This window comes from Pseudomonas sp. Irchel 3A18, from assembly GCF_900187465.1.
Classification (GTDB): Bacteria; Pseudomonadota; Gammaproteobacteria; order Pseudomonadales; family Pseudomonadaceae; genus Aquipseudomonas; species Aquipseudomonas cichorii.
Genome location: NZ_FYDI01000020.1, coordinates 21377 through 41080, shown reverse-complemented (window position 1 = coordinate 41080; position 19704 = coordinate 21377). Strand labels below are relative to the sequence as shown.

Here is a 19704-nt window from a genome sequence, read left to right as displayed (position 1 = left end):
GGTCCTGCACAGAAGGGATTTTCGTTAGCTGAAGTAACGAACTCACAGCAACCGCGTAGAGGTAATGCTGATCCGTTAAAGTCATGAATTACGTTGTGGGAGGCAGCTTGCTGGCGACTTCATACAGACACAGAATATCTGCCGGTTTTCAGGCCTTTATCGCCAGCAAGCTGACTCCCACAAGTTTGTACCCGGATATGCCTACACCGCCACCGGCACCGTAAACCTGAACTCGCTCCCCTCGCCCACCGTGCTGTCTGCAGTCAGCACGCCGCCGTGAGCCTTGATGATGCCTTGGGAGATGTAGAGCCCAAGGCCGGTACCGGTCGGGTTGCCTTCCTTGATGGTCCAGTAGCGCTCGAAGATGTGCGGCAGTTGCTCGGGCTGGATACCTTCGCCGGAGTCGCGCACGGTGAAGACGATCTCGTTGCCGTCAGGCACTGCGGCCACGTCGATCCTGCCTTGCTTGGGCGTGAACTTGATGGCGTTGCCAATCAGGTTCGACAGCACCTGGAACAGGCGCTCCGGATCGGCGCTGACTCTCAGGTCCGGTTCGCTATGGAAGGAGATATCGATGGATTTATCCATGGCCAGCGGCGCCAGCAATGAATAGGCTTCCTCGAAAATATGACTCACTTCCAGCGGCTGAGGCGAAATGATGTAGCGGCCTGCTTCGATTTTCGAGGTGTCTAGCAAGTCTTCCAGCAGAACATTCATGCGGCTGGCAGCCTGTTGCATGGTGTCGATGGCGGAAGAAATGCGCCGCGAGGTGTGTGGGCCATCGGAGCTGAAGGCTTTTTGCATCATGCCGCAAAGCATGGAGATGACCGTCATGGGGTTGCGCAGGTCATGGGACACAACCGCGACCAGTTCATCCCTGGCACGCACTGCCAACTGCTCACGGCGGACCTGACGGGCAAGGTCGTCTTCCAGCGCCGAGCGGCGCAGGTCGTTGGCGGCGAAGACATCGCCATGGCTCCACTTGGTAGAAATGCCCGCCATCTCGACTTTCCAGATCTCGAACGACGTGCGCGGCCTCAGGCGCAGGCCCGCGCCTGAGCCTTCCATATCCAGCGGCTTGTTCGGGTTGCCGCTCCACTGAATGCTTTCCTTGACCTCGGGACGGAACCACAACACGCCGTTGTCGACCGGTTTGGGCAGGCTCATGGCCAGAACACCGCTGGCATGCTGCTGATAAGCCTCGGCCGCAGGATAGACACTCGACAGATGATGACTGGAAAAGACCTGCTGCCCTCTTGCCATCAGCCATTTATGCAGCGCCTTGATTTCAGCAGGCTCAGGGCAGGTGCCAAAGACATGCAATTGCTTGTCTTCAATGATCGCCACACCCGAAGCGCCCACCAGATCCATTAATACTTGCGGTTGTTGTCCCAGACCGTCGAAGACGTTTTCCGAAGCCGACACCATGGAGTCGTTCAGGCTCTTGAGCATTTGCAGCTTCGCCTCGCGCTGACGGCTGACTTCCAGCGCCTCCATTGCGCGGATCTGCAACGACAGGACCTGACCGATGGCCTGGCAGGCGCCGCGCAGTTCGTGAGACACGTACAGTGGCGTGCGGTGGCCGCAACTGATCAGGCCCCAGAGTTTGTCGTCCTTGAGCAGGGAAACGCTCATGGAAGACAGCACGCCCATGTTCTTCATGTATTCGCAGTGGATCGGAGAAACACTGCGCAGTGTCGAGAAACTCAGGTCCAGCGGCTGCCGGGTATCTGGACGCAACTGTGGAATCAGCGGAACCGGCGTGTAATCGGCATCGGGAATGATGCGCAACCAGTTGCGACGATAGAGTTCGCGAGCCTGGTCCGGAATGTCCGAGGCAGGGAAGAACAAGCCGTTAAACAGCTCCATGTCCGGCGAAGAGGCTTCGGCGATGACCTGGCCGTGGCCCTCTTCTTCAAAACGGTATATCAATACACGGTCATAGCCGGTCAGTTTCTGGATTTCGCGAACACTGATTTCATACAGCGCCTGCAGTGTCTTGGCCGCCTGCAATTGGCGCAGCATGCGCCCCAGATTGGAAATCCGCTCACTGTTGGCGACCTGCGAATCCTTGTCCTGAACTTCAAGCTCCAGCACCAGCACGCCCTGGTGCCGATGCAGCATCGCCTCAAATTCACGGCCATTGAGGGTGATCAGAAGTTGCGGAATGTCGTTGAATGACTCCTGAAGGCTGGCGCTCTTGAGCACGGCAGCCCACCCCTCCCCCACAACCGACTCAAGCGGCTGCCCAAGGATGTGATCGGGGTTCTTGTCGAGCAGTTCCTGCACATTGGCGCTGACCTGCAATATGACAAAGTCCGGCTCGGTGACGGTGAACAACACGCCGTGAGGCTGAATGGCACCCGGATACTGGATAGGCTCGTTTGCACAATTGGCCAACAGGGCTTCAAAAGTATCTTTATCGAGTTGGCTCATAACAGTACCTCTTGACCATCGAGCCAGTGCTCGAAACATGCAAATGTGGATTGGGCCGCCAGCACGGTAGCCTCTGTGGTTGCAGCGTCGGCCGGCACGCTGTCCATATAGGCCAGGAACGCTTTCCAGCGCATGCCGGTGGCACTGCCATAAACATTCAGAAAAGCCGAGCCACTGTGCTCGTCCAGCCCAAGTCGCTTGTGGATTTCACGGCGCAGGATCTGTCCGCCGAGAGTAGCGCCCTCCAGAACATACAACACGCCAAGGCAGGCTCCGGGCGAATCGATCACCGGCAATTGCCTGCATTGGGCCAGTAAGTTTATGGCCTGCTCTGTCATGCCAAGGGTTTGCAGATCCTGAAACAGCACAGGGGTTTTGACTCGCTCGGCTGGCGTCAGTTCTGCCGGTATCAAGCCACTGGCCTGCAAAGCAGCTTCCAGTGGGCGGTAGAAACCGTAGTAAGCCTGGAGCAGACGAAGGTAGTAAACGCTGTTTAAAACAGAAGAGAAAAACGGCAGGCGCTTTTCCAGACCGACATGCAGTTGATTCGTTTCAGCACGCAGAGCATCAAGCAGTCTGGCCGGGGAAGCCTGGGTACACGTTGCCAACATCCACAATGCTCTCAAAGGTGGGAACGACAAAAAACCGCATCCAGGCGAAATAGAGCCCCCAACATACAGACTGCCGACGATATCCGACAGAGCTTTACAAGAATTACCGATGAATTACAGAAGGTTAAGCATCGGAAAAGTCTGTTGTTGAACTGCGAAATTTTACCTGAAGGACAATTTTCAGCGTAGCAGAGCACTCACACTGTCTGCTATTCCATTACCAGGTGCGAAAACTCGTTTACGTCGCGCAAGCGCTTCTGGATCACAGAGGCAGAAACATTTATTTCAGACAGGCCGCGACGGGCGTGGATGATGAGGGATTGCGGGTAAAGCATGCCCCTTCATTGCGACTGAATGTCGTGAATGAAGGGGCGGGTGAAAAGCGCTGATCAGCGCACGTTGCGATACAGCATCAAGCGCGAACTCTCATGCAGACCGCGCGTCAGGTCGCGTAACCGCTCAAACTCCTCAGGGTTCTGCTCGGCAACGTTGTCCAGCGGGGTCCGCGAGGCCAGGTCATGCAGCGTGGGCGAACTGCCATCGTGCTCCATTTGCAGCAGGTAATGCCGGGTGACAGCACCGATCAGCGGGAAGGTGCCTTCACGCAAGACCAGCGGCACCACTCGCTCGCCTTCCGGTGCCGGTTGCTGGATATCGCGCCCCATGGCGCCATTGCTGAATTCGACGCCCGCCATGCCGGCGACCGTGGGCAGCAGGTCCGCCAGCCCGACCGCTTCTTCGATGACCCGCGAGCCCAGCAGTGCAGGCGCGTGAATCAGCAGCGGAACGTTATTGCTCTCCAGCCCCAGTTGCTCGAAGGCCGGCGCCATATGAGGAATCTGGCTGATGCGGGTGTTGTGGTCGCCAAACATCACGAAGATGGTGTTCTCGTAGTAGCCACCCGCCTTGGCCAGCTCCATCAGACGCCCGATATTAAAGTCCAGCAGACGCACGGCGTTGTACTGCTCGACACTGCGCGAACCCGCCGCCTGCACCTGTTCCAGCGTCAGGTTGCTGACCTCGAAGCCATCGTTCTCCTTGGGAATGGTGAAGGGCCGATGATTGCCTGCGGTCTGCACATACGCAAAGAACGGCCGGTCCTTGGGCAGTTCGCGCAGGATCTTGTCGCTTTCCTTGAACAGGTCCAGATCGGAAATCCCCCACACATCCACCTGCGGCGACTTCCAGTCACGCTCGTCATACAGGCGCACGTCATCGATGCTGCGACGAATCAGGGCATTCATGTTGGCCCAGCCCGAGTTGCCGCCAATCATGTAGAGCTTCTGGTAATCCTTGAAGTCATTGATGATCGTGTTCTGGCGGGTCAGCAGCGGATGGCGCGTCGCGGTTTCCTGACGGGTAACATCCGGTACGCCAGTGATGCTGGCCCAGACTGTTTTGGCCGTGCCGGTCACCGGAACATAGAAATGCCTGAAGAACCAGCTTTCGGTCGCCAGACGATCCAGGTTCGGCGTGGGATTGAGCGGGTTGCCATAAGCCCCTACTGCGCTGGTGCCCAGGGATTCGAGCATCACGAAAATCACGTTCGGCGCACGCTCGCCGTCGATCCGGTAAGGCTGCACGGGCTGCTGGCGTTTGAAGTTCAGGGCCTGGGCATCGGGCTGCTGGACACTCAGGTAATGGGCGACCACGTCATAGTGCTGACGCACCTGACCTTCGTCGTAGCGGGATTGGGAAACCTTGAGGGTGTCATACAGAAACAGCGCAGGGTTGAGCCCCAGAGCTGCCACTTGGTTATTGCCGGAGAAAAACGCATCGCTCCAGCGCAACGGCACCGGGTTTTCCAGGTTGAGGTTTTCCACACGGCCAAGCAGCCCCAGGAAAGTCGCGCAGACAATCACTGCCGCGCCCCAGGCCGCCGACCAGCGTTTGACCGGGTGTGGTGCTCGATCAAGCGTCATGCGCTCCAGCCAGATCAGGACGCGGCCCAGCACCAGCAGGGTCAGCAACCAGCCGAGGCTGATCCACACCACCGGATAGGTTTGCCACAGCATGTCGCGAGAAATCTGGGCATCGTCCAGATAGCGCAGGACACTGGCGTTGAGCCTTACGCCGAGGTAGGCGTAATGGCCGAAGTCGATGACATGAATCATCGTCAGCGCCAGCAATGCCAGCAGCAGGTATGAACGACCTATCCAGCGCAGGGCACGGACGCTGACCATGTTCCAGCGAGGCACGTACAGCAGGAAAGCCACCGGCAGGGACACCAGCAGCGCCAGACGCAAGTCGAAGCGAAAACCGATGCCCAGGGTTTGCAGCACGGTCGGGTCGCTAAACAGCTTCTCGTGCTCGACCCCGGAAAAGCTCCAGAAGAACACGCCCCTCAACAGTGCCGACAACAGGAAAAACAGCACGATTGTGCCTGCCCAATACTGCAGGCGTCGTGATTGCAGCCAACTCATTTTTATTCCTCTGGTAGTGCATTTCTGTAGAGCAATCGGGCGGAGTTCTGCTTATTCGCGAATACGTTCGCTACAGGCTGGGTTGTGTGCGATGGCGATACAGGCGGCGTGCAACGAATACCAGCAACGCAATGCAGCCGTACAACGCCAGGAACGGGTCGATCAGGTAATCCCAGTAGTTTTCCGAAGGTTTGATCCGGAAGGTGAAGGCCAGTGTGGCCAGCGCCAGCATCAAGGCACCCAGATGGCTGCGCAGGTACAGCAGGCCAAGGGTGATGATTCCGACAATAATGATCATTGGCCGTGGGTTGAAGCCCCAGCGGTAAGGGTCGAAATACGTAATGCCCAGCGTGGCCGGGTAAAGAATCAGTGCCAGCGCCGCGAGTACCGACAGCACCAGCAAACGCTGGCGACTCTCCAGAGGCTGGATGAGCCCCAGGCGCTGGGCGGTCAGCCAGACCAGGCCGACAAGGCTCGGGATCGCCAGGTCATCGCTCAAGCTGCGCACATAGGACGCCAGTGACAGACCATCGATGGACACCACACTCGCCAGCGAAGCACCGGCCAGTATCACCAGACGCCAGCGCTGCGAGGATGTCCAGGAAGACAGGATCAGAAACAGCACCAGCGCAAACGCCAGATGTGTCAGCCATTGCGCGATCATAACAAGTGCTCCGCCAGCCAGGCTTCGTTGAAGCTGACATGCTTGATAAAGGTGTTGTTCCAGGAATAGACCAAGTGGTACATGCCGTCCGGGCTGCGGATGAAATACGGGTATTCGTATTCAAAATCGCACCCTTGCGGCGAGCAGACTCGCTGGTCCAGGTTGCTCAGGAACTCCGCTTCCAGAGACTGGCGCCGCGCACCACTGGAGGCCCGGAAACCTTCACCGAGGATTTCCCGATAGGCCTCCAGCGAGAACGGATTGCCCAGCGGATCGGGGGATTTATCCAGGTCGATCACCGGGCGCCACTGGTTCATCTGCTCATCAGTGCCGTACAGGCTCAGTTTGAAGCGACCGTCACGCAAGTCATTCAGGGCCACCAGCAGACCGCGCCCCGGCACACCGACCGCCGCCAGCGACGAGTTGGGGTTGCTCGGCTCCAGCGGGTGCGGCTCGCTCCAGGTCTGGCCGCCATCTTCGGTGCGGCTGGCCAGTACGCGGTGATAGGTATTTCCCGCATAGCGCAGCAAGGCCACGGCCCGCTGCCCGTCCAGCGGTACGACCGTGGGTTGCAGGGAGTTGGTGCCGCGACTGATGCGGAACTTGTCGATCACGTCACCGCTGGGGCTCAGGTAAAGGTACTCGGCAAACTTGCCCAGAAACTCGTGATAGACCGGCAGGCCGATGGAGCCATCAGCATGAAACACCGGTGCTGCACGAACCAGAGTGCTGATGTTCAAGAAAGGCGAAGTGATCAACTGACGCGGCTGCGACCAGGTGGCGCCCATGTCCTGAGACACCATGGCATTCACCGAACTCCCGGCCCAGCCGCCCACCGACACCGACACATAAAACAGCCAGAGGCGTTGGTCAGGAGCCAGTGCGACCACCGGATTACCCAGCTTGCGAATGTATTTGCCCGTGCCGGCCTGGGTGGACTCACGGGTCGCCAGCACCTGTTCATTGCCCCACTCACCGGCGCTGGCATCGAATCTGGAGGCGCGAATCTCCACATCCCCAGCGCCTTCGCGGGAGCCGGCAAACCACACCGACATCAGGTCGCCACCGGGCAAGGCGGTAACAGCGGACGAATGCACGAAATCATCGAGGTCGGAGGATGCAAAACGCGAACTATAAGTCGCCGCCGTCGCAACAGCGCCCTCGGCACTGATCGGCGTCTCGCTGACCGCGAAAGGAGAAAGCTTGTGCAGCGGATGGCTGAGCCAGGCGCTGAGAAAAATCAAGACAACAGCAAGGCCTGCGCTCCATGCAGCCAGGTTTCGGGAAATAACGGGCATGAAAATCCAGCACCTTAGCGAAGGGAGTTACGGGTCTGTTCAGTTGTCGGTTTGCTCGGGCAATGAGCGCCGCTTGCCGGTCAACATCGACAGCGGCAGGTTGTCACGCACCTGAAAGCTCTCGAATATCGCGGCGGCCATGTGCAGCACCACCAGTGCGCAAAGGGCGTCAGCCAGAGTTTCGTGAATCTGCAGCGGCCAGTCGGCGCCCCACAGGGCATCCACTTCTTCCATCATCCAGCCGGTCAGGCCGATGGAGAAAATCAGCGCCATCATCAGGACCATGACCAGCGCGCCCAGAGGCGAATGACCGAGCCGGTGAACAGGTCGCCGGTCGATCAGCGACTGCACATGAGCACGCAAACGGCTCGGGCTCGGCCAGAAGTCACTCCAGCGGGCACTGCGCGGCCCGATGAATCCCCACACCACTCGCACGCTCAGCCAGGCAACGGCGTAATAGCCCAACCAGACATGCCAGTCGCCGCCTGCTTCATTAAAGAAGTAGTTGGCAATGAAGACGCCCGCGACAGAGAGATGAAACAGTCTGACCAAGGGGTCCCACAGGCGCAGGGAAACCCGGTTCATCAGCCCTTGATCTCTGTCTTCACGGCCTTGCCGGACACAGGGTCATGGTAGATTTCGACCTTGCGTTTGTCCTTGTCGAAGCCGTAGATCTCGTAGCAGTTGCCGTCGGTGACCTTGAACTTGCTGATCTGGTAACCCTGGGCCTTGAGTTGTTCCTGGAACTTGGCCTGGTCCTGCCACTGGGATTTGTCGGCGGTGGTGCATTGCGGGCCGGCAAGCGCCAGAGGGCTGGCCATCAGCAAGGAAATCAGCAGGACTTTACGCATGTTCGATACTCGCAGCAGTTAAGGAGTCGCTACTGTGCGAAAGCAATCTTAGGAAAAGCTTAAGGTGTAACAGGTCGTTACATCTTCTCGACATATGGCTCTACGCGAGCCACGCCCATAACGGCATCATGGCGCCCCGTCCTGCCCCCAATCCATTGCCCGGAACCTCTTATGCGTCTGCTTCTGGTGGAAGATGATCGTGCCATCGGCCAAGGCATCAAAGTCGCCTTGAACACCGAAGGCTATACGCTTGACTGGATCGAGGACGGGCTCAGCGCCCTGCATGCCCTGCGCAGCGAGCGCTTCGACCTGCTGCTGCTGGACCTCGGTCTGCCGCGTCTGGACGGCTTCGACCTGCTGCGCCAGTTGCGCTCCGAACAGCAATCGCTGCCGGTGCTGATCCTGACGGCCCGTGACGGCACTCAGGACCGCATCGCCGGGCTGGATGCCGGAGCCGACGATTATCTGATCAAGCCTTTCGACGTCAACGAACTGAAAGCCAGGGTGCGCGCCCTGTTGCGCCGCAGTCAGGGTCGGGCGCAACCGCTGCTGGAGCACGCCGGCATCAGCCTGGACCCGGCCTCGCAACAGGTCAGCTTTCAGGGCAGTGAAGTCCCCATGACGCCGATGGAGTATCAGTTACTGCATCAACTGATGATCCGTCCCGGCAAGGTCGTCACTCGCGAGCGTCTGTCTACCACGCTCTATGGCTGGCAGGAAAAAGTCGAAAGCAACACCCTGGAAGTGCTGATTCACAACCTGCGCAAGAAACTGTCCACTGACCTGATCCGCACCGTTCGCGGCGTCGGTTACCTGCTGGAGCTCAAGGCATGACCTCGGTACGCGCACGCATCCTTGCCCCGGTATTGCTGCTGTTGCTGCTGGGCGATCTGATCATCGGCCTGCTGGTGCTGCGCGACAGTCACCATGAAATCGAAGAAGTCTACGACGCCCAACTGGCGCAGAGTGCCCGCTTGCTGCAAGGCGTGCTGCGCCAGCGTGTCGAGGACGAAAAGGATCTGAACAAGTTGTATGAAGCGTTCGATGAAGCCATGAGCAGGGTCGGCACCAGCGGCGTGGCGCATCCTTACGAAACCCGCCTGACGTTTCAGGTCTGGCGTACTTCGGGAGAGTTGCTGGTGCGCTCGGCCGAAGCCCCGGTGCTCACTGAGCCGCCAAGAGAAGAAGGCTCCCACGACTTGGTGGAGAATGGCCGTGAATGGTGTGGCTTCCTGCTGGCCGATCCGCAGCAAGGTTTCATTATCTGGGTCGGCGAGCGCGACGATGTGCGTCAGGGTCTGATCCAGATCATTGTGAGCCACACCGTCTGGCCGACCGTGATTGGCGTGCCGTTATTGATCGTGTCCATCTGGCTAGTGATCGGCTGGGGCCTGCGCCCGTTGCAATCCATGGCACAGGTGATCCGCAAGCGCGATGCAGAGAGCCTGGAGCCTCTGGCGCTGTCGCCATTGCCCAAGGAGCTGGAGCCCATGCAGACAGCGCTCAACCGTCTGCTGACCCAGATCGACAATCTGCTGGAGCGCGAACGACGCTTTATTGCCGATGCAGCCCATGAACTGCGCACGCCCTTGACCGTGCTGCGCATTCACGCGCAAAACGCCCGTCAGGCCGAACTCCCCGAACAACGCCTGGAAGCACTGGATTTTCTGGTCAGCGGCGTCGACCGGGCAGCCCGTATCGCCAGCCAGTTGTTGACCATGGCAAGGCTTGAACCGCACTTGAGTCCAGAGCAATTGAAGACCTTTGAGCTCAATACGCTGGTCCAGGAAGAAATGGCCGAACTCACGCCGCTGGCGCTGGAGAAACGTGTAGAGCTGGTGCTGGAAGCCGATGAGGTATGCGTGATCCACAGCGATCCGGGTGCCATCACCATCGCCTTGCAGAACCTGCTGACCAACGCACTCAACTTCGCCCCTGCCGCCAGCGAAATCCGGGTGGTGTTGCAGCGTCAGGAGGATGGCAGCGCTCATCTATGCGTCGAAGACGCCGGCCCCGGTATCGACGAACACCACAAGGCACGGCTGCTGGAACGCTTCTACAGCCAGGGCAACAGCAATGGCGCGGGATTGGGGCTGGCGATTGTCGACATGATCGTGCGCAAGCTGCAAAGCAGCCTGCACCTGGGCAACTCACCACAAGGCGGGCTGCGGGCGGAATTGCGGATCAGTAGCGCTCTTCGTGAATGAATTCGCTCCTTCAAACCGCGTAGGAGCGAATTCATTCGCGAACCCGATCAAACCCCAGGCACATACACCCCTGCCGTCTTGCGACGCACCAGGGCAATCAACAGAATCGTCCCGGCCACCGCTGCCGTCATCAGGGTTTCATAGCGGTAGTTGGGGCTGATGAGCATGTAGCCCAGCACCAGAGTGATCAGCCCGATCACCAGCCAGGTCAGCCAGGGGAACAGCCACATCTTGAAGGCCGGTTCCTGGCCTTCCCTCTCCAGCCTTGTGCGCATCCGCAACTGGGAAACGGCAATCACCAGATACACCAGCAGCGCAATGGCGCCCGTGGTGGACAGCAGGAAGCCGAACACCTTGCCCGGAAAGGCGTAGTTCACAAAGCAACCGACAAAACCTGCCAGGGTGGAAGCGATCACCGCCACGGTCGGCACACCGCTGCCGGAAACCCGCTTGATCTGCGCCGGAGCTTCGCCACGTGCGCCCAGGGAATACAGCATCCGCGAAGCCGTGTAGAGACCGGAGTTCATGCAACTGGTGACCGCCACGAACACCACGATATCCACCACCATCTTGGCGCCCGGCACATTGATGATTTCCAGCGCCCGCTGGAATGAACCCACTTGCAGCAAGCGCGGATCGTTCCAGGCCACCAGTGAAACGATAAAGAAGATCGAGAAGATGTAGAAAATCGCGATGCGGTACACCACAAGATTGGTGGCCCTGCGAATTTTCTCTTTGGGGTTGGCCGTTTCGTCGGCGGCGATGGTGACGATTTCTGCGCCGAAGAACGAAAAGATCGTGATCAATACCCCGCCCAGTACCGCGCCGAATCCGTTGGGCATGAAGCCGCCGTTCTGCCAGAGCTGCGAAACGCCGGAGGTTTCGGCCAGCGGCCAGACGCCCAGCACCGCCAATGTGCAGACCCCGATGAACGCCAGAATCGCAATCACCTTCACCAGTGCGAACCAATACTCGAACTCACCAAAGTTCTTCACGCTCACCAGGTTGGTACACGACAGCGTGATCATGATCAGGAAGGCGAACAACCAGGACGGCACCGAGGGCATCCAGGCGTGCAGGATATCGGCACCGGCAATGGCTTCGACCGGAATGATCAGCACCCAGAACCACCAGTACAACCAGCCGATGGTAAACCCGGCCCATGGACCGATGGCCTGTCCGGCATAGGTGGAGAATGAGCCGCTATTGGGGTTGGCAATCGCCATTTCACCCAGCATGCGCATCACCAGCAACACCAACAGGCCGGCAATACCGTAAGAGATCAGAATCGCAGGTCCCGCCGTGGCGATGGCCTTGGATGAGCCGATGAACAGGCCGGCACCGATGATGCCGGCAATGGAAATCATCGAAACCTGCCGGGATGTCAGCCCGTGTTTCAGGGAACGGTGCTCGTTCTTTTTATGGGAAACCATGTTCTACCCTCAACGTTGAGGTTGCACAGGGCGGCCCACGAAAAGGCAGCCCGACGACGCAACCTGTTTTTGAATAAGCATTCTTGTTGGCGCAGTGTTGTCACTGCTTTTATGGGCTTACTTTCAAACGGAATTCAGATAGACCGGATGCCGAAAGACCGCCACGGCAAAGCCGGGCCAGGTATGAAACTTGCCATGTGCATTTCCTTGAGTCGATTTCGTACGGCAGCAGAAATTGAACGAGAACTTTTGTTGTATGGCGTTTTATTCGTTGTAGAAAATCAGAGTACGACCCGCAGACATTGCCCCGCGTGATACAGCGTAAAACCGGCATCGTAGGCCAGTGTGCGCAATGCACTGCCCGCGACCGCCTTGCTCTTCGAGAAACTCACCGGCAGAGCCTTGGCATCGTTGCTCAGCAGGTAATCCGCAAAGCATTTGCCCACCAGCGTTCCGGTCGTCACGCCACGGCCATTGAAACCGGTAACGGCCAGGAGGCCGGGGGCTGGCTCGAACAGACGCAGCAGGTGGTCTGGCGTAAAGCCGATACGGCCCGTCCAGGTGCCTTCCCACTCGACCTTGCCCAGTTGCGGAAAGTAGTGCTGCTGGATGCGGTCAGCCCACTGGCGGATAAACCACAGCGGATAATTGCCCGCATTGCCCAGACTGCCAAGCACCAGGCGCCCGTGCGCGTCGCGGCGAATACTGCTCAATACCTTGCGGGTGTCCCAGGAGCCCTGCCCGCCGTGAAGAATGCCTTCCTGCTCGGGCCCCGTGAGCGGCTGCGAGGCCACCTGATAGTAGTAACCGGCAAAGATATGACTCTTCACATCGGTCCATTCGCCTTCGGTGTAGGCATTGGAAGCGATGATGACTTTTTCGGCCCGCACACTGCCCTGACCGGTGCTGACCTTCCAGCCATCATCGGTGCGCTGCAGCCCGGTTACCGGGGAGTCGCCGAAGATCATCCCGCCCCGCGTAACCACACTGCTCGCCATGCCAGAGACATAGGCCATGGGGTTGACAGTGCCAGCCCGATAATCCAGCAGCGCACCGGATATCCTGGTGGTCCCGCAGGCATCTTCGCAGGCCTTGCCGGTCAGCAGCTCGACATTGGCACCACGGCGCTGCCACTGCTCGGCACGGCTGCGCAGGTCAGCCAGCCCTTTGGCGTTGTGCGCCATATGCAAGGTGCCGGTGCGGGTTTCCTGACAGTCGATGTTGTACTTGTCGATGGTGGAGAACACCAATGCCGGCGCAGCACCCAATGCGCCATTGAGGCGATTGGCCTCGGCGCTGCCCAGGACTTTTTCCAGATCGTCCGGCGCCACCCAGGTCCCTGCGTTGACCAGCCCCACGTTGCGACCCGAACCACCGTGGCCCACCTGATGGGCTTCAACGATGCACACCGACTTGCCGCCTTCGATCAACTGAAGGGCGGCGGACAGGCCGGTATAACCACCACCGATCACGCAAACGTCAGCCGTTCGCTCACCGCTCAATGGCAGATGGCTGGGCCTTTGCGGCGTCAGTTGCTCCCACAGGCACTCTTGACGAAATTGCGTCATTGCAACACTCCAGCCCCATGAAGTTTCAGGCTCGCAGGGCGAGCCTGATGCCCTGTCTGTCAGTCGAACACGATGCCCTGAGCCAGCGGCAGTTCGCGGGAATAGTTGACGGTATTGGTCTGACGACGCATGTAGGCCTTCCAGGAATCGGAACCGGACTCACGCCCGCCACCGGTTTCCTTCTCGCCGCCAAATGCTCCACCGATCTCTGCACCGCTGGTGCCGATATTGACGTTGGCAATGCCGCAGTCACTGCCCGCCGCACTCTGAAAAGCCTCGGCTTCACGAAGGTCGGTGGTGAAGATGCATGACGACAGACCTTGCGGCACTTCGTTGTTGAGGCGCAGTGCTTCCTCGAATTCGTCGTAAGCCAGCACGTAGAGAATCGGCGCAAAGGTTTCGTGACGCACGACATCGCTCTGGGCCGGCATCTCGGCAATGGCCGGAGTCACGTAGTAGCCATTGGGGTATTTGTCCTGCAACTGGCGCTCGCCGCCGAAGACCTGGCCGCCCTCATCACGGGCCTTGCCCAGCGCATCCTGCATGGCTGCAAAAGCCTGCTTGTCGATCAGCGGACCGATCAGGTTGCCTGCACGCGGATCGCCGACACGTACCTTGGCGTAGGCCGCTTTCACACGCGCAACCACTTCGTCCTTGATGGAGCGATGCACGATCAGACGACGCAGCGTGGTACAGCGCTGACCGGCAGTACCGACCGCGCTGAAAAGAATGCCGCGCACAGCCAGATCCAGATCGGCGCTCGGGGCCAGGATCATGGCGTTGTTGCCGCCCAGCTCCAGAATGCTGCGACCGAAACGAGCCGCTACACGCGGACCCACTTCACGGCCCATGCGGGTGCTGCCTGTGGCGCTCACCAGCGGCACACGCGGGTCATCGACCAGCGCTTCACCGGCCTCACGGTCACCGATGACCAGTTGCGCCAGACCTTCAGGCGCATCACCGAAGATTTTCAGGGCTTTCTCAAACAAGGCCTGGCTGGCCAGAGCGGTCAGCGGGGTTTTCTCGGAAGGTTTCCAGATCACCGGGTTGCCGCACACCAGCGCCAGCGTGGTGTTCCAGGCCCAGACCGCCACCGGGAAGTTGAAGGCGCTGATAACACCCACCACGCCCAGCGGATGCCAGGTTTCACGCATGTGGTGGCCTGGACGTTCGGAAGCGATGGTCAGACCGTACAACTGACGGGAAAGGCCGACAGCGAAGTCGCAGATGTCGATCATTTCCTGCACTTCACCCAGACCTTCCTGGGTGATCTTGCCGGCTTCGATGGACACCAGTTCGCCCAGCGCAGCTTTGTGTTCGCGCAGCACTTCACCAAAGATGCGCACCAGCTCGCCACGGCGTGGTGCCGGAACCGTGCGCCATTTCAGAAACGCGCTGTGGGCGCGGTCGATGCGGGCCACGACCTGCGCCTTGCCTTCCAGGCTGACGGAGGCAATCTGGCTGCCATCGATTGGGGTGTAGACGGGGTAGTCCCCTTCTGTGTAAGCACTTTTCGCTACGCCCAGGCTTTCTAACAAATTGGCAACCACATTGATTCTCCTGCAGATGACACTGGTTGAAATCATTGATGTGGATCAGTATTGACCCGCAACAGTCCTTGTCACAAACGACCATTTAGAAAAACATGATTCCGTTTTGGAATGAACCACCCCGCACGTCAACAGGAAACCGTGAATGTCCAAGCGTTTGATGCCCTCGACGACCGCCTTGCAGTGTTTCGAAGCCTCGGCCCGTCACTTGAGCTTCACTCGCGCGGCCCAGGAACTGCACCTCACCCAGAGCGCCGTGAGCAAACAGGTCGCGCAACTGGAAGAGATGCTCTGCCACCCGCTGTTCCAGCGTATCCGCCGCCGTCTGCACCTGACGCCAGCGGGCGAGTTGTACATGGCCGAGGTGAACAAGATCCTCATTCAGGTCGACATGTCGAGCCGCTACATCCTGACCTATGGCGGCGAAACAGAGGTACTGAAAATCGCCACCCAGCCGACGTTCGGCGACCGTTGGCTGGTGCCGAATCTCAAGGGTTTCGGCAGCCAGAACCCCGGCATTCACCTGGACATCCGCAGCGAGCTGGAACCCTTCGATCTGGTCAGGGCCAAGGCCGATGTGGCGTTCTTTTTCGGTCAGGGCACCTGGCCCGGCGCCACCTGTATCGAGCTGTTCAAGGAAGAAGTGGTCCCGGTGTGTGCGCCGGACCTGCTGGCCCACGGCGACATCCCCAGCGCTCAGGCCCTGACCGGCCATACCCTGCTGCAATGCACCTCGCGACCGGAGGCCTGGCATGAATGGTTTCTGGAGCAGAACCTGCATTCGCAAAGCAGCTATCACGGCCCGCGTTTCGACACTTTTTACATGTGCATTCGTGCCGCTCAGGCCGGTTGCGGCATTGCCCTGATTCCGCGCTATCTGGTCAGCGAGGAACTGGCCGAAGGCAAGCTGGTGATTGCCTGGGACCACCCGATGCAGAGCGATGGCTCGCACTTTCTGGCCCATGCCGAACATGCGGCGCAAGTCCCCAAGGTCAAGGCGTTCGTGGAGTGGATCAAACAGCGGGTAAAAGCCCGACATTCAGAATTATTGGAATGACACGACGATTTTATTTCGTTTGCGGGGCATGTCCGTTGTTCGTTTAGATAGACCCAACGTTCAACACAGCAGGATGCCCCGATGTCTTCGCCGAACACCCTCTCCAGAACCCGTCGTGATTCGTTGCCGGAGCGTTTCCAGTGAGCAACGAAAATATCAGCGCGTCCATTTCATTCGTTCACCCTGTCACCCTTTCCCACGGCAAGAACGCCGAAGTCTGGGACACGACCGGCAAGCGTTATATCGACTTTGTCGGCGGCATTGGCGTGCTGAACCTGGGCCATTGCAACCCGCGGGTGGTCAAGGCCATTCAGGAACAGGCCGAAAAACTGACCCATTACGCCTTCAACGCAACGCCCCATGATCCGTATATCCAGTTCATGAACACGCTGGAGCAGTTCATGCCGGTCAGCTACCCGCTCAGCGGCATGCTGACCAACAGCGGTGCGGAAGCGGCAGAAAACGCCTTGAAGATCGTGCGCAGCGCCACCGGTCGCACGGCGGTCATTGCCTTCGATGGCGCCTTTCATGGCCGTACCCTGGCGACCCTGAACCTCAACGGCAAAGTGGCCCCCTACAAACAGCGTATCGGCGTACTGCCTGGCACCGTCTATCACATCCCGTTTCCGAGCAAGGACACAGGCGTCACCACTGCAGAAGCGCTGAAGGCCATGGATCGTCTGTTCAGCGTCGAACTCGATGTCAGTGATGTGGCCTGCTTTATCTTTGAAGCGGTTCAGGGCGAAGGTGGTTTCCTGCCCATGGAGCCTGAGTTCGCACAGGCGCTGCGCACGTTCTGTGATGAGAAGGGCATTGTGTTGATTGCCGACGAGATCCAGTCCGGTTTCGGTCGCACCGGACAGCGCTTTGCCTTCAGCCGCCTGTGCATCGAGCCGGACCTGATTCTGCTCGGCAAAAGCATCGCAGGCGGCATACCGCTGGGCGCGGTGGTGGGACGCAAGCACTTGCTCGACACCCTGCCCAAAGGCGGCCTGGGCGGCACCTATTCCGGCAACCCCATCGCCTGCGCGGCCGGGCTGGCGTCGCTGGCGCAAATGAGCGACGAAAACCTGTCGCAATGGGGCGAAACCCAGGAAAACATCATCCTCAGCCGCTACCGTTCCTGGCAGGAGAAAAAGCTCTCGCCTTATCTGGGCAGGCTGACCGGCGTCGGTGCCATGCGTGGCATCGAACTGATCACCCCCGAAGGCGCACCGGGCACCCAGCAACTGGCGCAACTGCTGCAACTGGCCAGGGACGCCGGGCTGTTGCTGATGCCCAGCGGCAAGGCACGGCACATCATCCGGTTGCTGGCACCGTTGACCATCGAGCCGGATGTACTGAATGAAGGGCTGGATATTTTCGAGCGCTGTCTGGCAGCACTGGACTGAACGCCACCTGTTAAACGGAATTCGTGCGGAGAAACGATCCAGATGAACACTGCAACCTTTGCAAACCGTGATGAGATTCGAGCCAGTTTTTCCCGCGCCATGTCGCAGATGTACAAGACCGAAGTGCCGCTCTACGGCACCTTGTTGGAGCTGGTGTCCGAGGTCAACGACGGGGTCATGACCCATCAGCCTGACGTTCTGGAGAGCCTGAAGCAGACAGGCGAAATCCAGCGCCTGGACAAGGAGCGCCATGGCGCGATCAGGGTCGGCACCGCACTGGAGCTGGCAACCCTCGCCCGGCTGTTCGCGGTCATGGGCATGGAGCCTGTGGGCTATTACGACCTGACGCCTGCCGGTGTGCCAGTCCACTCCACCGCGTTTCGGGCGGTACATGAGCAGTCGTTGCAGGTCAGCCCGTTCCGGGTCTTCACCTCGCTGCTGCGCCTTGAACTGATCGAAAACGATGAGCTGCGCACCTTTGCTGCAGAGGTGCTGGCCAGGCGGATGATCTTCACGCCCAGGACATTGGCGCTGATTGAAAAGCACGAGCAGCAAGGCGGCTTGAGCGAGTCGGACGCGAGTGAGTTCGTGCAGCAAGCACTGGAAACCTTCCGTTGGCACAACAGCGCGACGGTTTCGTTGCAGGACTACAAACGGCTCAATGCCCAGCATCGCCTGATTGCCGATGTCGTGGCCTTCAGAGGCCCGCATATCAACCACCTGACCCCGCGCACTCTGGATATCGATGCCGTTCAGGCCGGCATGCCCGGCAAAGGCATCACGCCCAAAGCCGTGGTGGAAGGCCCGCCCCGTCGCCAATGCCCGATTCTGTTGCGCCAGACCAGCTTCAAGGCGCTGGAGGAAGCCATCACGTTCAGCGGCGAGTCCGGCAGCCATTCGGCCCGCTTTGGTGAAATAGAACAACGCGGCGCAGCACTGACGCCCAAAGGCCGGGCGCTGTACGACCAGTTGCTGAATGCGGCCCGCGACGAACTGGGCGAATTCCCCAACGAAGCCAACTCGGTGCGTTATGCCCAATTGCTGGAGAAAGCCTTCCTGGCCTTCCCCGACAGCTACCAGGAAATGCGCGACCAGGACCTGGCCTACTTCCGCTATTTCCCCACCGAACAAGGCATCGCCGCCCGCCAGAACGGCTCACAACCCGGCGATCTGGAACAACAGATAAAGGCCGGGCACATTCGTTTCGAGCCATTGGTGTATGAAGACTTCCTGCCGGTCAGCGCTGCGGGCATCTTCCAGTCCAATCTGGGCGACGACGCACAGTCGCATTACACGACCGGCTCCCATCAGGACGAATTCCAGAAGGCTCTGGGGCGTCAAACCATCAATGAATTGAAGCTGTATGCCGATACCCAGCGCCGTTCATTGGAAGCACTGGGGCTGTAAAAAAGTGAGAGGCGGCTTATCGATGACGGCTGGAGATGCCGCCAAGCCGCCTCCCATAGCCACCGAACAATGCCCCCTCAAGCGACGGTCACATCCGCCTGGCCACTTTCGACCAATGCGTTTTTGACAAAGCCCTCAGCCTTCTTGCGCTCGACAAAGGCCCTGACAAACGCCGCGCCAGCCTCACACTGGCGCGGTACGGCCATGGCCTGGCGGATGGAGGTGAATGCGCCGTCCAGTACGCGGTAGCGCGAATCGCTGGCCGCGACCTTTTCCAGCGGCTGACGCACACCCGCTGCCGCCTCCAGGCCTTGTTCGATGAACAGGTCCACAGCCCCCGCTGAAGTGTCCGCTCGTTCCAGACGGGCATTTTTCAGGGTGCGACTCAGGTACAGGTCATAGGCCGCGCCCTTGCCTACTGCAATCCCGATACCCGGCTGGTCAAGCTCTTCGACCGAGACATAAGGCGCCTGGGCCTTCACCAGATACGTGCCCTCGATAATCACATAAGGCTCACTGAACGCGACCTGCTCCTCACGAACCGGCTCGATGGCCAGGAACGCGATATTCCAGATGCCTTCTGACAGCGCCGCGAAAACCTTGCCCGCCGCATCGAAGGTCACCATCTCCAGAGGCACGCCCAGCTCCTGCGCCAATGCCTTGGCCAAAGCGACTGACACACCTTGCGGCGAGCCATCCGGCGCTTTCTGGGCCAGCACCGGATTGCCGAAATTGATGGCAGCGCGAAGCACACCCTGAGGTGCCAGATCATTGATTACTGCCGGGCTGATCGAACTCATCGAACTCT

Annotated in this window: 16 protein-coding genes; 5 read left to right on the top strand and 11 right to left on the bottom strand. The window is 59.4% G+C overall.

Translation table 11 applies throughout. The annotated features are described in order from the left end of the window. Positions 1 to 201 precede the first annotated feature (201 nt). The 7 genes from CKW23_RS24235 to CKW23_RS24205 form a co-directional block, all read right to left on the bottom strand. On the bottom strand, positions 202 to 2436 hold the full coding sequence (locus CKW23_RS24235) for an ATP-binding protein (RefSeq protein WP_025259120.1): 2235 nt from the start codon (positions 2434 to 2436) through the stop codon (positions 202 to 204). Continuing rightward, positions 2433 to 3047: a biliverdin-producing heme oxygenase gene (locus tag CKW23_RS24230; RefSeq protein ID WP_025259119.1), complete on the bottom strand. Its 615-nt coding sequence runs from the start codon at positions 3045 to 3047 to the stop codon at positions 2433 to 2435. The genes CKW23_RS24235 and CKW23_RS24230 overlap by 4 nt, the downstream gene beginning before the upstream one ends. A 389-nt stretch (positions 3048 to 3436) precedes the next feature. Then, complete coding sequence (locus tag CKW23_RS24225; protein ID WP_025259118.1) at positions 3437 to 5470, bottom strand: LTA synthase family protein; 2034 nt, start codon at positions 5468 to 5470, stop codon at positions 3437 to 3439. Between the two features lie 70 nt (positions 5471 to 5540). Then, positions 5541 to 6134 (bottom strand): hypothetical protein, encoded by a 594-nt coding sequence (locus CKW23_RS24220; RefSeq protein ID WP_025259117.1) that lies wholly within the window; start codon positions 6132 to 6134, stop codon positions 5541 to 5543. Then, complete coding sequence (locus CKW23_RS24215) at positions 6131 to 7432, bottom strand: exo-alpha-sialidase (protein ID WP_025259116.1); 1302 nt, start codon at positions 7430 to 7432, stop codon at positions 6131 to 6133. Before CKW23_RS24215 ends, CKW23_RS24220 begins: the two co-directional genes overlap by 4 nt. A 39-nt stretch (positions 7433 to 7471) precedes the next feature. After that, the gene (locus tag CKW23_RS24210) at positions 7472 to 8017 is read right to left on the bottom strand and encodes a cytochrome b/b6 domain-containing protein (RefSeq protein ID WP_025259115.1); all 546 of its coding nucleotides are present in this window, start codon (positions 8015 to 8017) and stop codon (positions 7472 to 7474) included. Beyond that, positions 8017 to 8283, bottom strand: coding sequence for a PepSY domain-containing protein (locus CKW23_RS24205; protein WP_025259114.1), 267 nt, complete (start codon positions 8281 to 8283; stop codon positions 8017 to 8019). Before CKW23_RS24205 ends, CKW23_RS24210 begins: the two co-directional genes overlap by 1 nt. A gap of 171 nt (positions 8284 to 8454) precedes the next feature. Here CKW23_RS24205 and CKW23_RS24200 point away from each other — a divergent pair, with 171 nt between their 5' ends. Continuing rightward, the gene (locus tag CKW23_RS24200) at positions 8455 to 9117 is read left to right on the top strand and encodes a response regulator (RefSeq protein ID WP_025259113.1); all 663 of its coding nucleotides are present in this window, start codon (positions 8455 to 8457) and stop codon (positions 9115 to 9117) included. Beyond that, a complete protein-coding gene (locus CKW23_RS24195) occupies positions 9114 to 10490 on the top strand; it encodes an ATP-binding protein (RefSeq protein WP_025259112.1) in 1377 nt (458 codons plus the stop codon). The genes CKW23_RS24200 and CKW23_RS24195 overlap by 4 nt, the downstream gene beginning before the upstream one ends. A gap of 47 nt (positions 10491 to 10537) precedes the next feature. On the opposite strand, the gene CKW23_RS24190 is transcribed toward CKW23_RS24195, so the two are convergent. The 3 genes from CKW23_RS24190 to CKW23_RS24180 all read right to left on the bottom strand — a co-directional run bounded on the left by CKW23_RS24190 (position 10538) and on the right by CKW23_RS24180 (position 15041). Further along, entirely contained in the window at positions 10538 to 11923 is a 1386-nt protein-coding gene (locus CKW23_RS24190; RefSeq protein ID WP_025259111.1) for an amino acid permease, read from the bottom strand. A 281-nt stretch (positions 11924 to 12204) separates the two neighbouring features. Further along, positions 12205 to 13491 carry an FAD-binding oxidoreductase gene (locus tag CKW23_RS24185; RefSeq protein WP_095068499.1) on the bottom strand — a complete coding sequence of 429 codons (1287 nt, stop codon included), beginning with the start codon at positions 13489 to 13491 and terminating at the stop codon, positions 12205 to 12207. Between the two features lie 59 nt (positions 13492 to 13550). After that, the gene (locus tag CKW23_RS24180) at positions 13551 to 15041 is read right to left on the bottom strand and encodes an aldehyde dehydrogenase family protein (RefSeq protein ID WP_095068497.1); all 1491 of its coding nucleotides are present in this window, start codon (positions 15039 to 15041) and stop codon (positions 13551 to 13553) included. A gap of 145 nt (positions 15042 to 15186) precedes the next feature. Here CKW23_RS24180 and CKW23_RS24175 point away from each other — a divergent pair, with 145 nt between their 5' ends. The 3 genes from CKW23_RS24175 to CKW23_RS24165 all read left to right on the top strand — a co-directional run bounded on the left by CKW23_RS24175 (position 15187) and on the right by CKW23_RS24165 (position 18896). Next, on the top strand, positions 15187 to 16098 hold the full coding sequence (locus CKW23_RS24175; RefSeq protein WP_025259108.1) for a LysR family transcriptional regulator: 912 nt from the start codon (positions 15187 to 15189) through the stop codon (positions 16096 to 16098). Between the two features lie 140 nt (positions 16099 to 16238). Then, positions 16239 to 17489, top strand: coding sequence for an aspartate aminotransferase family protein (locus CKW23_RS24170; protein WP_095068495.1), 1251 nt, complete (start codon positions 16239 to 16241; stop codon positions 17487 to 17489). A gap of 42 nt (positions 17490 to 17531) precedes the next feature. Then, positions 17532 to 18896, top strand: coding sequence for a VOC family protein (locus CKW23_RS24165; protein ID WP_095068493.1), 1365 nt, complete (start codon positions 17532 to 17534; stop codon positions 18894 to 18896). A gap of 77 nt (positions 18897 to 18973) precedes the next feature. Here the strand turns inward: CKW23_RS24165 and CKW23_RS24160 are convergent, their stop codons facing one another. After that, a complete protein-coding gene (locus CKW23_RS24160) occupies positions 18974 to 19696 on the bottom strand; it encodes a transporter substrate-binding domain-containing protein (protein WP_095068492.1) in 723 nt (240 codons plus the stop codon). Positions 19697 to 19704: the final 8 nt, after the last annotated feature.